This is a genomic window from Mucilaginibacter sp. L196 (genome assembly GCF_009765905.1).
GTDB lineage: Bacteria > Bacteroidota > Bacteroidia > Sphingobacteriales > Sphingobacteriaceae > Mucilaginibacter.
Map to the genome: position 1 here is coordinate 444719 of NZ_LMUO01000019.1, position 18646 is coordinate 463364.

Sequence of the window (18646 nt, forward strand, 5' to 3'; positions counted from 1 at the left end):
CTATTACTGTCTATATGATCAAAAAATATTTTCTATTTCTGCAATTGTTGTGTGCCTGTAATTTTGCTTCCTCGCAAATTTCTACGCCAAGGCAATTGTTCCCCGGCTTGTTCGAGGCCGTCCAGTTATCTAATATATTTCCGGACAGTAAAACTTTTGTAGACGCCAATCCGAACCGTAACCCAGAGTTAATTATCAAAGATTACAATGATCAAAAAGATAAACCCGGCTTTGATCTGACGCAATTTGTGAATGATAATTTTGCCATTCCGGCACCGCCAATTAATTCTTTTAAAACAGATATTTCAGCTGGCATTCGCAAACACATAGATACCTTGTGGCAAATATTATCGCGCAAGGGAGATACAGCACCAATGTACTCGTCGTTGCTACCACTGCCTTATGATTTTATAATTCCCGGCGGCCGATTCCGCGAGATATATTATTGGGATTCCTATTTCACCATGCTTGGGTTGCAGGAAAGTCACAAAACGGAGTTAATTCAAGGCTTGATCAATAACTTTGCTTACCTGATAGACAAATACGGTTTTATACCTAACGGTACCCGGACTTATTATTTAACCCGCTCACAACCACCGTTTTTCGCCATGATGGTGGAATTACTGGCTAAGGATGATGGCAACGCTGTACTTACCAAATATCAACCCGAACTAATTAAAGAATATAAATTCTGGATGCGTGGTGCCGATAGTTTGCAAGTCGGGCAGGCCGCTTTTAATTCAGTTAAAATGCCCGGCGGCGAGATATTGAACCGATATTGGGACGAATCAAATCTGCCCCGCGAAGAATCCTTCAAAAGAGATGTGGATGCCGCTAAATTAACTAAACAAGCACCCGGTGATTTCTACCGTAATGTTCGCGCAGCCGCCGAATCAGGTTGGGATTTCAGTACTCGCTGGTTTGATGAAACTGGTAAGCTGGAATCTATCCGCACAACAGATATTGTACCAGTGGATTTGAATTGTTTATTATATCATTTGGAGCTGACGATCGCCAAATCATACCAGTTGCAGGGCAATAACGGGGAGTATTTGGTGTATCGTAATAAAGCATTCAAACGCAAAAAAGCCATATTAAAATATTGCTGGAGCGAAAGTAAGGGCTGGTTTATGGATTACGATTGGAAGCTTAAACACACAACGCCAAACTTAACACTGACTGGTGTGTTCCCGCTGGAGTTTGAGATTGCTACCCCGCAACAGGCTGATAGGGAAACAGCCGTATTAAAAGCAAAGTTTTTAAAATCTGGCGGCCTGGTTACCACCATAAATCGTTCGGGGCAGCAATGGGATAACCCCAATGCCTGGGCACCTTTGCAATACATGGCGATAAAAGGATTAAACAATTACCATAAGAAAGCACTAGCCACTACCATTGCCCAACGTTGGATGAAAACTAATGTTGATGTGTTTAACTCAACCGGTAAATTAATGGAAAAATATAACGTGGTTGATACCAACATAAAGGCCGGTGGCGGCGAATACCCTTTGCAGGATGGTTTCGGCTGGACGAACGGCGTACTACTCAATCTGCTTGATCATTATCAGCAACCCCCAGTCAACTTATACTTAACCCCATCTAATTAATTGCTTAGTCAATGAAAAAATCATTACCCATTTTTATTCTACTATCCCTTATCTGTTGCAAAATGGCCTTTGCTCAAGCCGTTCAGTCGCATACCGACACCATCGACCGTAAGTGGTGGAAAGAAGCGGTGGTTTACCAAATTTACCCGCGCAGTTTTAAGGATAGTAACAATGATGGTATTGGTGATTTAAAAGGTATTATATCCAAACTTGACTATATAAAAAGCCTGGGTGTTACTGTAGTGTGGCTTAACCCCATTTACAGTTCGCCTAATGATGATAACGGCTACGACATTAGCAACTATCGCAATATTATGGATGTTTTCGGTACCATGGCTGATTTTGATGCATTACTTAAAGGATTGCATGACAGGCACATCAAACTGGTGATGGATCTGGTAGTAAATCACTCGAGCGATGAGCATGAGTGGTTTAAACAAAGCCGTAGCTCGCGCACAAACCCATATCGCGATTATTACCATTGGTGGCCTGCAGAAAAAGGTAAACCAACCCCGCGTTACAGCTTTTTTGATATAAACAGCGATGCCTGGAAATACGATTCATTAACCAACTCCTATTACCTGCATTACTTCTCGCGTAAACAACCCGATTTAAATTGGGAGAACCCAAAAGTGCGCACCGAGGTTGATGATATTATGAAGTTTTGGCTGGATAAGGGTATAGATGGTTTCCGTATGGACGCTTTTCAATATGTAGCCAAGGATACCACGTTTCCGGTGTTTCCTCCGGGATATGAAAAAAATATCAACAAATATTATGGCATGGGGCCTCATTTGCATGATTATATAAAAGAAATGAATACCAATGTGTTCAGCAAATACGATATTATGACTGTTGCCGAAGGTGCTGGCAGTACACTGGAAGATGCCCATAACCTGGTCGATGCCGATCGACATGAACTGAATATGGCTTACCATTTTGAAGGCGTAGATATTACCAATAAACCCGGCGGTTATACTTTGCTGGATTTGAAGCAGGTTTACACCAAATGGGACAAAGATTTTGAAGATAAAGGTTGGCTGGCAATCTTTATGGCCAATCATGATAATCCCCGTATGGTAAGCAATTTTGGGAACGATAGTCCGGGGTTTAGGGATTTGTCATCCAAAATGCTGACAACGTTTTTAATGACCATGCGTGGCACGCCGTATTATTACAACGGCGATGAATTGGGAATGACTAACATAGGGTTTACGGATATTAAGGATTATCGCGATGTTGCCGCCCTAAACGGGTATAAACATGTAGTTAATACCGGCGGCGACGTGCAACACTACATGCAAGAGCTGAGAGTAAGATCGCGCGATAATAGTCGTACCCCATTCCAATGGGATAGTTCGGAAAATGCAGGCTTTACCATGGGGACGCCCTGGATAAAGGTTAACCCCAACTACACCACCATAAATGCTGCCGACGAAGATAAGGACCCAAATAGCTGCCTGAGTTACTTCCGTAAGATGGTTTCATTGCGTAAGGTTAACCTGGTGTTGGTTTACGGTAAGTATAATTTGGTAGATGCGGATAACCCCAATGTATATGCCTATACCCGTGAACTTGACGGTAAAAAAATGCTGGTGTTGTTAAACTTTACTGCTAAAGATGCAACGGTAACAAGCGGTATTGACTTATCAAAAGCAAAGGTTTTAATACAAAACTATACCACGCCAATCAACCAAAACCATTTAAGGCCTTATGAGGCTATTGTTTATCAAATGAATTAATAACCAAATTAATAGTACAATACTGAAATCCCATTATGAGAAAACGATTATCCTACTTGTTAACCGTGCTGTTGATGTGCTGTGTTTTAGCCAATAGCAGTTATGCACAAACGCAAGCTGTAACCAATAACAACCGTAAATGGTGGAAAGAAGCCGTTGTTTACCAAATATATCCCCGCAGTTTTAAGGATAGTAATAACGATGGTATTGGTGATTTAAAAGGCATTATATCCAAGCTGGATTATATCAAAAGCCTTGGTGTTGATGTGATATGGCTGAACCCAATGTATGGCTCGCCAAACGCAGATAATGGTTACGATATTAGTGATTACCGTTCGGTAATGAAGGAATTCGGGACGATGGATGATTTTGATGCCCTGTTAAAAGGATTACACGAAAGAGGGATTAAATTGGTGCTCGATCTGGTGGTTAATCATACCAGCGATGAGCACGAATGGTTTAAACAAAGCCGCAGCTCGCGTACTAACCCATACCGCGATTACTATCATTGGTGGCCTGCCGAAAAAGGAAAACCACCATTTAGGCCAGGTGCTTTTGAAGTGGATGGAAGTGGCTGGAGGTATGATTCGCTGACCAATGCTTACTACTTGCACTATTTCAGCTATAAACAACCGGACTTAAATTGGGAAAACCCTAAAGTAAGGCAAGAGGTTTACAGCTTGATGAGGTTTTGGCTGGATAAGGGTGTGGATGGTTTCCGTATGGATGTGATACCTTTTATTGCAAAGGATATAAACTTCCCGGTTATCACTAAAAAGGATCTGGATGAAAACTACAATGGCGGCTGGGATCAGTACATGGCAAGCGGCCCGCATTTACACGATTACTTAAAGGAAGTGAACGCCCAGGTACTGAGTAAATACAACGTAATGAGTGTTGCCGAAGGAGCTGGCGTTACTGCTGCCACAGCGCACAAATTTGTAGATGCCGACAGGCATGAGTTAAATATGTTATATCATTTTGAAGGGGTAAACTTAGGCTATATACCCAATAGATTTAAAAAGATGGATCCACACGGTTACAGTCTAATTAAGTTTAAACAGATATACTCTAAATGGGATAGCATTTTTGAATATAAAGGTTGGGGTACAATCTATTTGGGTAATCACGACCAACCACGCATGGTTACTCGCTGGGGTAATGATGTACCAGAATACCGTGAGCTATCATCCAAAATGCTGACTACATTTTTAATGACCATGCGTGCTACACCGTACTATTATTTCGGTGATGAGCTGGGTATGAGCAACATTAAGTTTGATAAGATTGAGGATTATCGCGATATCGAATCCATCAATATGTACAAACAGGTTAAAAATAATGGCGGCGATTTGAATGAATTTATAGAAGCGCAAAAAATATCAGCCCGAGATAACAGCCGTACACCTTTCCAATGGAATAGTTCTGAAAATGCCGGATTTACTACAGGTACGCCATGGATAAAGGTTAACCCTAATTACATTAGCATTAACGTAGAGGCGGAAGAAAAGGATAGCAATTCGGTATTAAACTACTTTAAACGGATCGTCAAACTTAGAAAAAGTGACCTCGCTTTTGTGTACGGCAGATATGATCTGATAGACAAAGCTAATCCTGATGTTTATGCTTATACCAGGACATTGAATCATGATAAATATCTGGTTTTACTAAACTTCCACCAGCATATTTCAATTACGAATATTGGATTTAATGTAAAAGGAAGTAAACAAATGATCAATAATTATTCGGATGGATCATTAATAATTAATGGGAAACAAGTTACACTTAAGCCCTATCAGGCTGCGGTACTTAAAATACAATAGTATTAAAGATAAAATCGTAAGCAAGTCTACAATTTTTATTGAAAATAGGGATGTCATTCTAAAGCGATCCACCCTTTTATAAGGGCGGATCGCTTTTTTTATACCCATGATTTGGGCATGGGCGTATCTTGGGCAAGTATGATGAGGAACCCTTACATAATATTGGAAGGAAATATACCTGCGGGGGGGTATGGGATACTATAAAATTGAGTGTTGTATTAGTAGTTTCTGCGGCAGTATCGGTTGCTTAATTAAAACCAAATTTAGAATTGATCGCTAAATAGCGGATATTGACTATAACTATATTTTATAAAGTGTAGCTTTATAAACCAATCATTAAAAACCAATGTATGAGGAAACTTTTACTTGCACTATTCCTGGTGTTTTGCTATTTTAATATTTTTGCTTCAGCAAGAACAGATAGTCTTTTAGCCGTTCTAAAATCAGAAATCGCACACAGAAAGATATATGATGACCAAAAGGAGACGCAGATAAATAAGCTCAGGACTTTACTATCCCACGTAGCCGCTACCGACATTCTTTCGCAATACAAGATAGACAGTAAATTGTATGAAGAGTACAAAGTTTACCAGTTTGATTCGGCATATGTTTATACACGTAAGCTGGAGAGTATAAGCCATTTATTAAATGATCCAGTGAAAATTAACGATACCAAAATTAAGTATGGTTTTATACTGCTTTCGGCGGGTATGTTTAATGAAAGCTTTAACTGTTTAAGCCAGGTAAATATCCATGTGGTGAATGATAGTACCAAAATTGAATATTACACTTTAAAAGCGAGGCTTTATTCAGACCTTGCCAACTATAACGCCAATAAATATTTTACACCGGGAGACAATGCTTTATCATTAAAATACATTGATTCCGCACTTAGGCTTTGTAAAAAAGATAGCTATGATCAATATGTAACCCGGAGCAATCAACAGATCACTTCAGGGGATATTTCCCAACCATCAATTTATTTGATCAAATTGTTGAAGTATTATCCGCTTACCTATCATCAGCGGGCAATGGCTGCAACAGGTTTAAGTTTTTTTTATACCCGGCCCGAGCAAGCCGAGGAGCGTCGATATCTTTTAGAAGTTGCAGCAATTAATGATATTCGTTCATCGACCAAAGAAACACTGGCTGCCTTTAAACTTGGCGAACAGTTATATAAAGAGGGTGATGTTAACGATGCCTATCTGCTTATTGAGTATGCGTTGAGCGATGCTCAATATTATGGAGCACGTTTACGAGAAATAAAAATTGCAGCAGTATTGCCTACGGTAGCTGCAACTATTAACATCAACATGGAAAAAGAAAAGAGCCGATTGGTAATTTATCTTTTATTGATGCTGGTTGTAGTGTTGTTAATTGTAGCTATTTCATTTATTGTATTTATCCAGCTGAAAAAGCTGAAGGTTAAAGAAAATATTATTAGAGACAAGAATGCCCAGCTTGAGAAAACTAATGATAAGCTTTTAGAAGATGCCCATATTAAAGAAGAATACATTGGTTACTTTTTTAACCTGATATCAACCTACATCTTAAAGTTAGAGAAGATCAAACGTAATGTAGAAAAGAAGGTTTTTACCAAAAGATACGAGGATTTGTTAATCTCCATGAACGAGATCAATATCAAAAAGGAAAGAGATTCCTTGTTTTACACCTTCGATCATGTGTTTATTAAAATATTCCCAAAATTCGTTATTCAGTTTAATTCGTTATTAAAAAAGGAGGATCAAATATGGCCAAAAGAGAACGAAGTATTAACAACCGATTTAAGAATATTTGCACTAATGCGATTGGGCATTAATGATAATGAAACCGTGGCTGCCATTTTGGAGTATTCTGTAAATACAATTTACGTTTACAAAATGCGTATAAAGGCCAAAGCTTTGGTACAAGGAGATGAATTTGATAATCGTATAATGGATATAAAAGCAGTTGATGTTTTAAATAAAGTGTAAACCCTCACCTGTTTCGTAATGTTTACTGATCTAATGCATCCATCGAGCCCAAAAGCATTCTTGAAAAAGAAAAACAATGTAAAAAAATATTAAATTAAGTTTATATTTTTTATAAGTGCTTGTTTTTTAAGCATTTGTTTATTAGATACTTATATTAAAAAATAGCAATATTTTTTTAAATTTTTAATAAAAAAATATGTAATACCCCTAGCTACCTATTCCTTTGTACAAGGATCAATAAGCCTGCTACCAAAGTATTGAATTTATTATTGTAGTGATATTGATCCCACGCTTACGAGCTTATAAACCAAATAAAGAATAAATAACTATTAATGACCTGACAACAAGTGTGCATTGTTGCAAGCAGTTTGTCATTTAAAACCTGTGTGCCGTTTTAGGTATGTGCCGGTTTGCCTGTATTTATATAAACCTATATCAAATTAACACCGATGCTTAAATCACCGAAAAACAAATACACACCACCTTAAAAATCTTAAATTATTTTAAGTAGTATGCCGGATTAACCAGCAATTTATAAATCATTTTTATTTACTGTTATTGAATTTAATAATTCAATTTATTAAGCCAATTAAATCTCAAACCTAAAATTATGCAACTAAAATTTTTACTTAATGTAAGTTACTTTGCCATTTTATGTTTCTTCTTTACTCTGCCAGCAATGGCTCAAAATAAAGTAGTTTCGGGCAAGGTTACCGATGCTAAAGATGGTTCTCCTCTTACGGGAGTATCTGTTTTAGCAAAAGGAACAAATTTTGGAATAACCACCAATACAAATGGTACGTTTAAACTTTCAGTTCCTGAATCAACCACAATCCTGGTGGTGTCCTATATTGGTTACACCGCCCAGGAGATCACTGCTGCCAGCGGAGTACCAGTTTCCATTAAGCTTGAATCCTCCTCATCTAACCTGAATGAAGTTGTTGTGGTGAGTGTTGGTTATGGTACACAACGTAAAAAAGATCTTACAGGAGCCGTGGCAAACGTCTCGTCAAAAGATTTCAATCAGGGAAGTATAGTTGACCCGCTTGACCAAATCAAGGGTAAAGTTGCTGGCGTGGTGATCACTACAGGCGGCGGCGACCCTAACCAGGCTTCTTCTATTCGTTTAAGGGGCCAGACATCGGTTAGCGGCGATCAATCTCCGCTATTTGTTGTTGACGGCGTGCCGTTAGATAATGCCCAGGAGTTCCAGAATATCGCCCCCGGCGACATTGAATCCTATGATATATTAAAAGATGCGTCAGCTACCTCAATTTATGGTTCGCGCGGCGCCAACGGTGTAATTATTGTAACGACTAAAAAGGGTAAAGCCGGCAGAACGACTGTTGACTATAATGGCTATGTAAGCACAGGAACCCAGAGCAAATACTATGATCTGTTAACTACACCCGAATATCTTGCCACACCGGAGGCAAAGGCAAACCCTCAAACCGGGCAAGGAGAATCAGACAACGTTAACACTAACTGGCAAAAGGCCATTAATCGTACAGCATTTACAAACAGCAATAACCTGGCCATATCCGGCGGTTCGGATGGTTTCAATTATAGGGCATCATTGAATTATCAGAATGAGCAAGGTGTCATTATTAATAGCGGTAAGCAACAATTAGGCGTACGGTTTAATGGCGAAGAAAAGGCCCTGAACAATAAACTGGATATTACATTAGGGATATCAAATGTTAATACAAACCGCTCTCTGGTGAATTATTCGGATATCGGTTACGTGTTTAACGCGTTGCCAACCATTCCTGTCAGGCTTGCAAATGGTTCGTTTAACGATTTTGGTGCCGGTTACCAGGCCTATAACCCTGTTGAATATTTAACAGATACTTATGATCGACACAATGAGTATCTGACAAATATAAATTCTACAATTAATTATACCATTGTTCCGGGGCTTGTATTGGGTGCAACAGGTGCAACAAGCCGTAATAATGTACAAACACACTTGTTTATTCCATCTTTCACAACGCAACAAAATCTCAGCCAGGCTTCTGATACTACAACTAATACAAATTCTTACAAAGGGGATATTCATCTTAATTATGATACCCATTTTGGTAAAAATTCCCTTAGCGCAACCCTCGTTGATGAATATAACGTTTTCTATACTGATTACTTTTTTGCTTCGGCGCAGGGCTTGCTTAATCCTTTAAGTCTGGACAATAATCTGGGCACCGGTTCATCACCTGTAGCTGTGCCGATAGGTTCATACAAGGATAAATACGAGATACAATCCTACCTTGCACGTATAAATTATAATTACGATAGTCGTTTTTATGCTACCGCCTCTATCAGAAGTGATATGTCGAGTAAGTTTAGCTCCGGTCATCAAACAGGATATTTCCCGGCATTTGATTTAGCCTATCGATTAAAACGCGATTTGTTAAGCAACGTTGACTGGATAAACGATTTGAAAATAAGAGCCGGATTGGGCGAAACAGGTAATGCCAATGGTGTTGGGCCTTATACAAATTTAGCGCTGGTTGGGCCGCCTACTGGTACCAATAATACTCAATATTACAGCGGTGCTTCAGGTGGTTATTTGCCATTTGTTACTCCTCTGCAAAACCCTAACCCTGATTTAAGCTGGGAAAAGAGGATAGGCCGTAATGTAGGGCTTGATTTCTCTTTATTTAATGATAGGCTATCAGGTAATATGAACTATTACAATGATAAGACTACTGACCTGCTATTTGCTGTATCAGTGCCCCAACCACCTAATATATACCCTACAACCGAGGCGAATATTGGTTCGTTAACCAATAAAGGATTTGAACTTCAACTTACCGGCCAGATATTAACAGGAGATGGCCTTAAGTGGACAGCTTCTGGAAATATAAATTTCCTAAAAACCAGGATACAAAGTTTATCAGGTACGCTTGATGGGACAGCAATAAATACACCATTTATAAATGTTGGCTTGGCACAGGGACAGGGTTTAAGTTCAAACCCAATAACCCGTTTTGTACCCGGATATGCGCCATATGTATTTTACCTTCCTCACTATACAGGTGTAAATGCACAGGGTGTTGAAGAATTTGACGGAAAAACTGTTGCTCAATGGGCGGCAGAGACAGGTGGTGTGCCTCCAAGCCATTATATTGATCCAAGCCCCAAATTTAACTATGGAATAAACAATAGTTTTAGTTACAAAAACTGGAATTTAAGCTTCTTTTTACGCGGAGTTTACGGACAAAAAATATTTAATAATACTTTGTTAGATTATGAAACTGTAACCCGTTTACCTGGAACCAATACCACTCAAGCGGCCTTAACCAACGGCGTAACTAGCGGGCCGGTAGCTTCAGATAGGTGGTTGGAAGGCGCATCTTACTTAAAGTTGGATAATGCTTCGTTAGGCTACACCTTTAGCCATATTAAAGGGTTTAATACTTTAAGGATTTATGTTGCAACCAACAACTTATTTACAATTACCAAATATAGAGGGCTTGATCCTGAAGTGAATGTTGCTTCGTCAACTAGTCCTAATCAAAACTATATAGATGCCGACTATGGAGGTTATGCATATTATCCTCCGGTTAGGTCATTTACATTTGGCACTAATGTTTCATTTAAGTAATAGTAACAGTTAAATTTAAAATAGATGAAGAATATAAAAATATTGAGCCTGCTTGGATTACTCATAACCAGCAGTGCGCTTATCCAATCGTGCAAAAAACTGCCGCAGGATACTTACAGTTCTGGCCTTGCCGCTACTTATTCCACTTCACCTGCACAAATAAACGCAGTAGTAGAGTCGGCTTATGCTGCCTTAACGCCATTACAAACAGAAAGCGTGTTCCAATTAAATGAGGTTACGACCGATGAAATGATCATTCCTACTCGCGGTAATAACTGGTATGATGGTGGTGAACACCAGGAGTTATGGTTACATGCTGTTGATGAGTTGAACGGAGATGATGTTGGAGGTTGGACAGACCTTACAAATTGCATAACCAAAGCTAATTTCGTTATAAATTTTTTGACCAACTTACCAACCCAACCGGCAAACAATGCGGCTGTTATAGCAGAAATTAATGTTTTAAGGGATTACAGCATATTTTTAATGATGGATTTGTATGGCAATATCCCTTTGATAACCACTTATGGCGGATCGCCGAATTTAGCTCCGCAAAACCAGGCTGCCATTTACAAATACCTGGTAGCTAATTTACAGGCTAACATTCCTTTATTATCTGCAGAGAGCGGTATAACTACTCCGGCCAACTATGGGCGTTTTAATCAATGGGGTGGTTATATGCTATTGGCCAAGCTATATTTAAATGCACAGGTATATACAGGTACGGCTGATTGGGCTAATGCTAAAAAATATGCAGACATGGTTATTGCATCCGGTCAATATACTTTACAGCCAAATTTCTTCGATAATTTTACTTATACCAATAAAAGTTCAACTGAAAACATTTTTGTTATTCCATTCAACTTTCCTTCAATACCGGGCAATGTGATTGAGATGTACACGCTTAACTATAATAATCAGTTAACTTATAACTTAACCGGCCAGCCTTATAATGGTTTTTGTGCACCAACTGCTTTTTACGATTCATTTGCTGCAGCTGATAAACGTACCCAAATGTGGGCAATTGGCCAGCAATATACAGCAGCAGGTGCGCCTATAGCGGGTGCTATATTTAGCAAGTATGTGCTTCAGTTAAGTAATCCTGCCGATAGCTTTGTTTATGCAGGGGCACGCAGTCTCAAATATCAACCGCAACCAGGTACCGGCAGCGCGGGTACCAGTAATGATGGTGTTCGATTCCGCCTTGCAGATGCTTACATGATGTCGGCCGAAGCTGCTTTGGAGATGGGGGATGGGGCAACTGCTGTAACCAACGTGAATTTAATAAGGGCAAGGGCAGGACTACCACCCGTTACAACTATAACACTTGATCAATTGTTGATGGAACGCGGGCATGAGTTTGCATGGGAAGGTTGGAGAAGGAATGACTTGATCAGGTTTGAAAAAGCAACCGGAACGCCTTATTATACTGGTGCACGTGTACCAAATAAAAGCGCTGATGCTGATCAGCATACATTTTTATTCCCTATACCAAGTATACAAATGGCTACTAATCCTTTGTTGAAGCAAAACCCAGGTTATTAAGAATTACACTTTTATTGATCTGTCAATAATGGAACAGCTTTTTAACTGTTCCATTATTGTTTAATGATCTTTATAACTATAAATTTAATTAGTTTCGGATTTTACCGGGGATTACCCTTTTTGTATGAAAAGAATATTGACCATCGTTTTATTGCTGTTTATAATAATTATTATCATTGGTTTAATTCCCTTTAACAAACAAGTTGCTGTAAAAATTAATGCTTCATATTTTAATTGTTACCAACAATTGAGTAAAGCTGAAAGCTGGGAAAAATGGAACCCAGATATAAATAAGGCAGTTAGTAATGATTCTCTTTTATGCAAACTGAATAATACTTTAAAAGGCTTCAAACTTAGCATACCAAATGGGTATTTTGATGTAAAGACGCAGTACAGCGGCAATATTTTGGTAAAGAGGGTTATAAATGGCAATGATTTTAATTATAGCTATATAATTATTCCTGGTGCTAACATATTAACTACTACTGTAATAGCTACGTTTAAAAGTAACATCATAAAATATTTTATACAGGCATTAGAAAAGGATGATTTAAGAAAGACAGCCATATTTGATTTTAAGAAATATATGGAAGATACAAAATCATTTTATGGCTATGCTATAACATCAGTTCTTTTAAAGGAAAGGAAAGTTATAGTAAAGAGAGAAACCGTTTTTAAGAAAGAAATTTATACCGAAACTTCTGTTATGCAAAACCAGTTGCACAATTATATTTTATCTAAGCAATTAATACAGGCAGGCCAGGTTATGGTACAATACATCCCTAAAGCCGGAGACTCAATACAAATAACGATAGGCATTCCTGTTAATAAGAAGATTACAACCGACAGCAGGTTTTTGTACATGCAAATACCCCCTACAAAAGTATTACTAACAGATTTTAAAGGGAAATACAACGAAAAACAAAAGGCCTTTGCCGCAATGGGAAGATACATCCAGGATAGATACCTTCATGCAATGTCTTCTCCTGATGAGGTGTTTGTAAGTAATTTACCTGTAAGAGATGATAGCGAGGTTGAATTTCGCTTAATGTATCCCATTTTATAATGATCAGTAAATCACAAAATAATTGATAGTGAATAAATTAAAATTAGTATTGCTTGGCCTATTATTCTGTTGCGAGACTACCTTATACGCCCAGGATCAATGGATAATAAAAGCTGATAAAATTGATCCAGCGAATTACTATGGGGTCACCGTAGCTAACGGGATGATTGGTGTTGTGTCATCGCCCGAACCATTTAAGGTGAAAAATGTGGTGCTTGCAGGTGCTTATGATTTATATGGAAGGGGACGGGTAAGTAATTTCCTGAACAGTTTTAATTTGCTTAACATGTACCTTGAAATAAATGGTACACGCATCAACGCCACAAACATCAGTAATTTTAAACAGCAGTTGGATATGCAGCATGCTGCCTTTACCACTAGCTTTGATTATGGCGATGAGGCAACGATAAAGTACACTTACTATTCCCTACGTCAGTTACCCTTTACGGTGTTGATGGATGTTGAAATCACTGCGAAAAGACCAATAAACGTAACGGCGGCAAGCATTTTGGAAGCGCCAGATGATTTAAAAGAAGTTGAGAATTATTATAACGAGATAGACAGGCCGCACGTAACGCTGAGCTTGCTCACCTCGACAGCCAAAAGCCCGACAGGCAAATTGCAACTATGCGCTTCCAATACTTTTTTATTTAGCGAGCCGCATGGTGCCGAACCGCGTATCATCCACGAAATGTGGGATAGCAATATGCATCTGATGAAGTTTAGCAAAACCATTGCTGCCGGGCAAACCTACCGGTATGGTGTTGCAGGTTCATCCATTACTTCTGCTCATGATGCCGATCCGTTAAACCAGGCTGAACGTTTAACCATATTCGCCAAGTTGGAAGGAATGGATCGTTTGATTAAAAATCACAATAAGGCATGGGATACCCTTTGGCGTAGTGATATTAAAATTGAAGGTGATCCGCAGGCGCAGCAGGATGTTCATAGCATGCTGTATCACTTATACTCATTTTCCCGTGCTGGCACGGCCTTGTCGCCATCGCCAATGGGGCTATCTGGCTTGGGTTATAACGGTCATGTATTTTGGGATGCCGATTTGTGGATGTTTCCTGCATTATTGGTTTTACATCCGGAGATTGCAAAATCATTAATAGAATACCGCTTTCAGCGCCTGGATGCGGCTAAACAAAACGCATTCACACGTGGCTACAAAGGCGCCATGTACCCATGGGAAAGCGCTGATAAGGGGGTAGAAGAAACCCCGGTTTGGGCCTTAAGCGGGCCTCTTGAACACCATATTACAGCTGATGTAGCACTTGCGGCATGGAACTATTTCTGTGTAACTCAGGATAAGCAATGGCTGCTTGAAAAAGGCTGGCCGATTCTATCCGCAACCGCAGATTTTTGGGCTAGCAGGGTTGAGCGCAACGGTGTGGGGCATTATGATATTAAAGACGTGGTAGCCGCTGATGAATGGGCGGAGAATATCGATAACGATGCCTTTACCAACGCGGCAGCTATCGAAAATTTGAATGATGCTATTGCGGCGGCTAAATTACTTGGTATTAAACCTGATGCAGAATGGGACCTGGTTGCGCAAAATATCCCGTTATCAAAATTGCCAAACGGTGTTACCAGGGAATTTGACAGTTATAACGGCGAAGGTATTAAGCAAGCTGACGTGAACCTCCTGGCATATCCGTTACATACTATAACCGATGCCGCACAAGTTAAAAAAGACCTGGAGTATTATGACACCCGCATACCTAACGCTGGCACGCCTGCCATGACACAGGGGATTTTTGCTTTACTATATGCCCGTTTGGGTGATGGCGATAAAGCTTATCATTTCTTTAATGATGCTTATCAGCCAAATTTAAATCCTCCGTTCAGGGTTATTGCTGAAACTAAAGGTGGTACAAATCCTTATTTTGCTACGGGGGCAGGTGGCATCATTCAAAGCTTATTAATGGGCTTTGGTGGTTTGGATATCACCCCAGAAGGCATAAAACAAGTAAAAAGCAAATTACCCAAGCAATGGAAATCGTTAATCATAACAGGTGTTGGGGTAGACAAAAAGACCTATATTCTCAAATAACTAATAACTCATATTTTACGAAACGACGTTTACTTCTTTTTGCTATTACTTTCCATTGCTTTTACCTCGTGTACAAAGCCGGATTACAATAAAATATTTGATAATCCTGCCTTGTACAGGATATTACGGCGGCCTCGACCAGGCTATTCTGTGCGCTTTAGAGCACTGAGTTGTGTAGGTAATTAGAAGATCGCAATTAACACTCAAGAGGTTGATGTGGTCAAAGTATTCTGGAAATACCTGTTTGTAGTTTTCGGAATGAGGTGATCAATGGCTCCGGAATGTCCAGATTGTAGGTGTGAAAAAACGAGACTGCTAATTTTAGCCGTCCCGTTAAGTGCTCCCGACAAGACACTTTACGAATTGTTTTTTTTAATGGCTAAAAGAGTTAGCTAATTTCTGAAAAGGTGCATTTATGGTTCTTTGAGTCTAAATCGATATTGGTGATCCCGCTGGTACGATTCTCGAACTAATTCATCAATGATTTGAAAAAAATCACATCGTTTAAACAGCCCAGAGAAGATTTAAAAAAAATGTATAGTCCGGAGCGTACTGCAGCGCTCAAACCATACACAGACAACGCTATCATTGCATTTAGCTGCGGTATATCTTCAAAGGTTGTAAGGCGGGTGGTTGTTCGCATGGCTCCATTATTCTCGCTCTAATTAAAACTTATTTTTATTAATAACTTCCATAAACCGCTCCCTAAATTTTTCACTAACAGGTATGCGTTTATCAGCGATATAAATATGGTTATCCTCAATCTTACTAAGCTGTTCATAGTTGATGATATAAGAGTTGTGTACCCTCATAAACGGGGATGTAAGCTGCTCTTCCACGTCCTTTAGGCGGCGGTATATCAGCATCTGTTCCTGGCCTGTCGCCAGCCTTACGTAATCCTTCTCTCCTTCAAAATACAGGATGTCCTTTAATAAAATCTTCCTTAATGTTTTTCCGGATTTTACGAAAAAAAATTCCGGGCACTGTTCAGCATTTGGCAGGTATTCCGGCCCGGGTTTTAAAAAATGCTGCTCTATTTTTTCGACTGATGCCAGAAATCGCTTTAAAGTAATGGGCTTAAGCAAATAGTCGATGGTCTGAAAAGAATAGCTTTCAACAGCATATTCGGAATAAGCTGTGGTGAAAACAATTTTGGTGCGGGGCGGCAATAACGTTGCGAGCTCCATGCCTGTAAGCTTTGGCATGTTTATATCGAGAAAAATAAAATCAACCTGGTTCATTTTTAAAAATGCCAGCGCTTCCAGGGCATCATAACATTTCGCTTTCAGTACCCAGGTTGTACTTTGCTTTATCAGCAGTTCCATCAGGTCGACGGCGTCAGGCTCATCATCAATAATTATGCAGCTTAAATTCATTAAAGCGGAATTTTTAAAAACGCGGTGAATAATTCTCCTTCGTCATCAATAGTCAGTTCAAATTTGTCTCCGTACAACATCCAGAGCCTTTTGGTTAAGTTAACGATCCCAAACCCACCTGGTTGATCGCCAGGTTCCGGATCGCCCTTATGGTTACTGGTTTTAAAAAGCAAAAAATCATTCTGCTGGACCAGCGAAATCGTTACCCGGTTTTGTTTCCGTGATTTGTCGATCCCATGTTTGAAAATGTTTTCTACAAAGGTCATGAGCAGCATGGGCGGGATGCGGAGTTCCGGGTTATAATCTTTCTCAAACTTAATATCGGCACCGTGCCGGATACGGATCCTTTCAAGCTCCATATAGTTTTCTATAAATGCCACTTCTGTCGACACCGGCACTACTTCTTTTGGACTTTCATCTACAAAATAACGCATTATATCCGACAGACGTTCTATCAGACCGGCCGACGGTGGATCAACTTTATAAACCCTGTAATAAATGTTGTTCAGCGCGTTAAAAAGAAAGTGCGGCTGAACCTGCGATTTGAGTAAATTAAGTTCGGCTTGGCTTTTTTGCAAAATAATTTCCTCTGTCTGTTGTTTTAAAGTGAAATAGGCGATGGCAATGCGAAAAACCAGGCTGAGAACATAGATCAGGATGAGCCCGGGAACATAAGCCAGTAAATTAAGCAAATCTACCTGGGTTGATTTTGTCAACCGAAAATATTGTAGAAGGATAAAGCCCGCGTAACCCTTTAGCATTCCTGTTAAAATTAAAAAGAATGCTACTGAAATACCGTACCATACGAACCTTCTCTTTTGATAAAATACCGGATATAAGAGCAGGATATTCCCGTAAATAATGATTGCATATGATGTTGCGTTGACTACCGTGACTATGACTGATTCCAGCAAACCATTCATCGGCAGCAGTGAAAAAAATATCAGCAACAACACGGCTGTCCATATAAACACCTGGAGTTGAGTAGTACTGAGTGCCTGCCTCCATATCTTCATATTCAAAAATAGTAACCTTTTACTTCTTCGTACGCTATTTTATACCGTTGGGCCATTATTCTCTGCAATTACCCTGTAAATTAAGATAATTAAGTAAAAACCCCCGAAAAGCCCAAGCGTCGAATAAACACCAGTCCCTGTTGGAAATAAAAGTAACCTAGTCGAATAGATTATTGAAGCCGGTTTGTAAAAAACACCTTTGATCATCAAAAATCAAAACATGAAAATTAAATTATCTAACCACCTCATAAATAACGCAATCATGAAAAAAGTAACACTGTTGTTTACAGTCCTGGCATTAATTTTTGTTAGCAGTTCAGTATTCGCTCAATTTACGCAACCACAAATGATAACCGAATGGCAACGGGCAAAAATGTACACTAAAGCCTACCTGGATGCTATGCCCGAAGAGGGTTACGGTTTTAAACCAACACCGGAGATTCGCTCTTTTGCGCAGCAAATGCTTCATTTGGCTGATGCCAATTATGTCTTTGCTACTGTCGCAAGTGATAAACCAAACCCTATTGGTGAAACACTTGCAACTCATAATCTTAATGAAAAAACAGTGTCACCGACGAAGGAAGCTACCATAAAAACGGTAATGGATAGCTACGATTGGGTAATAAGCACACTCCAAAATATGACGCCCGATCAAATGCAGGAAACCACAAAGTTTGGCAGGCATGACATTACCAGAAGCGGATTATTCGGTAAGGCATTTGAACATCAAACCCATCAACGGGGTCAAACCACCATTTACCTGCGTTTAAAAGGCGTAATTCCGCCAGCGGAAGTGTTGTTTTAGCTAAGGGGCCGAATGTTTTCGCGTATC

At 39.4% G+C, this 18646-nt stretch carries 11 protein-coding genes; 9 read left to right on the forward strand and 2 right to left on the reverse strand.

The window, feature by feature from the left end:
* Positions 1–14: 14 nt before the first annotated feature.
* The 8 genes from treF to GSQ74_RS18385 all read left to right on the forward strand — a co-directional run bounded on the left by treF (position 15) and on the right by GSQ74_RS18385 (position 15422).
* Positions 15–1607 carry an alpha,alpha-trehalase TreF gene (gene treF / locus GSQ74_RS18350; protein WP_158995671.1) on the forward strand — a complete coding sequence of 531 codons (1593 nt, stop codon included), beginning with the start codon at positions 15–17 and terminating at the stop codon, positions 1605–1607.
* Between the two features lie 62 nt (positions 1608–1669).
* Positions 1670–3349, forward strand: a complete 1680-nt coding sequence (locus GSQ74_RS18355; RefSeq protein WP_254060918.1) for an alpha-glucosidase — start codon at positions 1670–1672, stop codon at positions 3347–3349.
* A gap of 35 nt (positions 3350–3384) precedes the next feature.
* Positions 3385–5172, forward strand: coding sequence for an alpha-glucosidase (locus tag GSQ74_RS18360; protein WP_254060919.1), 1788 nt, complete (start codon positions 3385–3387; stop codon positions 5170–5172).
* Positions 5173–5522: 350 nt separating this feature from the next.
* The gene (locus GSQ74_RS18365) at positions 5523–7145 is read left to right on the forward strand and encodes a DUF6377 domain-containing protein (protein ID WP_158995673.1); all 1623 of its coding nucleotides are present in this window, start codon (positions 5523–5525) and stop codon (positions 7143–7145) included.
* Positions 7146–7755: 610 nt separating this feature from the next.
* Complete coding sequence (locus tag GSQ74_RS18370) at positions 7756–10749, forward strand: SusC/RagA family TonB-linked outer membrane protein (RefSeq protein ID WP_158995674.1); 2994 nt, start codon at positions 7756–7758, stop codon at positions 10747–10749.
* A gap of 24 nt (positions 10750–10773) precedes the next feature.
* Positions 10774–12294 (forward strand): RagB/SusD family nutrient uptake outer membrane protein, encoded by a 1521-nt coding sequence (locus GSQ74_RS18375; protein WP_158995675.1) that lies wholly within the window; start codon positions 10774–10776, stop codon positions 12292–12294.
* 124 nt (positions 12295–12418) lie between these two features.
* Positions 12419–13360 (forward strand): hypothetical protein, encoded by a 942-nt coding sequence (locus GSQ74_RS18380; RefSeq protein ID WP_158995676.1) that lies wholly within the window; start codon positions 12419–12421, stop codon positions 13358–13360.
* 28 nt (positions 13361–13388) lie between these two features.
* Positions 13389–15422: a glycoside hydrolase family 65 protein gene (locus GSQ74_RS18385; protein ID WP_254060920.1), complete on the forward strand. Its 2034-nt coding sequence runs from the start codon at positions 13389–13391 to the stop codon at positions 15420–15422.
* A 665-nt stretch (positions 15423–16087) separates the two neighbouring features.
* Here the strand turns inward: GSQ74_RS18385 and GSQ74_RS18390 are convergent.
* Together GSQ74_RS18390 and GSQ74_RS18395 are read right to left on the reverse strand one after the other, a co-directional pair.
* A complete protein-coding gene (locus GSQ74_RS18390) occupies positions 16088–16798 on the reverse strand; it encodes a LytTR family DNA-binding domain-containing protein (protein ID WP_158995677.1) in 711 nt (236 codons plus the stop codon).
* Complete coding sequence (locus tag GSQ74_RS18395; RefSeq protein WP_158995678.1) at positions 16798–17814, reverse strand: sensor histidine kinase; 1017 nt, start codon at positions 17812–17814, stop codon at positions 16798–16800. Before GSQ74_RS18395 ends, GSQ74_RS18390 begins: the two co-directional genes overlap by 1 nt.
* A 262-nt stretch (positions 17815–18076) precedes the next feature.
* Between GSQ74_RS18395 and GSQ74_RS18400 the strand changes: the two genes are divergently transcribed.
* A complete protein-coding gene (locus tag GSQ74_RS18400; protein ID WP_158995679.1) occupies positions 18077–18619 on the forward strand; it encodes a DinB family protein in 543 nt (180 codons plus the stop codon).
* The last annotated feature ends 27 nt before the right edge of the window (positions 18620–18646 follow it).

Coding starts and splice junctions, on each gene's coding strand:
- treF (WP_158995671.1), top strand. CDS start 15: ATGATCAAAAAATATTTTCTATTTCTGCAATTGTTGTGTGCCTGTAAT.
- GSQ74_RS18355 (WP_254060918.1), top strand. CDS start 1,670: ATGGCCTTTGCTCAAGCCGTTCAGTCGCATACCGACACCATCGACCGT.
- GSQ74_RS18360 (WP_254060919.1), top strand. CDS start 3,385: ATGAGAAAACGATTATCCTACTTGTTAACCGTGCTGTTGATGTGCTGT.
- GSQ74_RS18365 (WP_158995673.1), top strand. CDS start 5,523: ATGAGGAAACTTTTACTTGCACTATTCCTGGTGTTTTGCTATTTTAAT.
- GSQ74_RS18370 (WP_158995674.1), top strand. CDS start 7,756: ATGCAACTAAAATTTTTACTTAATGTAAGTTACTTTGCCATTTTATGT.
- GSQ74_RS18375 (WP_158995675.1), top strand. CDS start 10,774: ATGAAGAATATAAAAATATTGAGCCTGCTTGGATTACTCATAACCAGC.
- GSQ74_RS18380 (WP_158995676.1), top strand. CDS start 12,419: ATGAAAAGAATATTGACCATCGTTTTATTGCTGTTTATAATAATTATT.
- GSQ74_RS18390 (WP_158995677.1), bottom strand. CDS start 16,798: ATGAATTTAAGCTGCATAATTATTGATGATGAGCCTGACGCCGTCGAC.
- GSQ74_RS18395 (WP_158995678.1), bottom strand. CDS start 17,814: ATGAAGATATGGAGGCAGGCACTCAGTACTACTCAACTCCAGGTGTTT.
- GSQ74_RS18400 (WP_158995679.1), top strand. CDS start 18,077: ATGAAAAAAGTAACACTGTTGTTTACAGTCCTGGCATTAATTTTTGTT.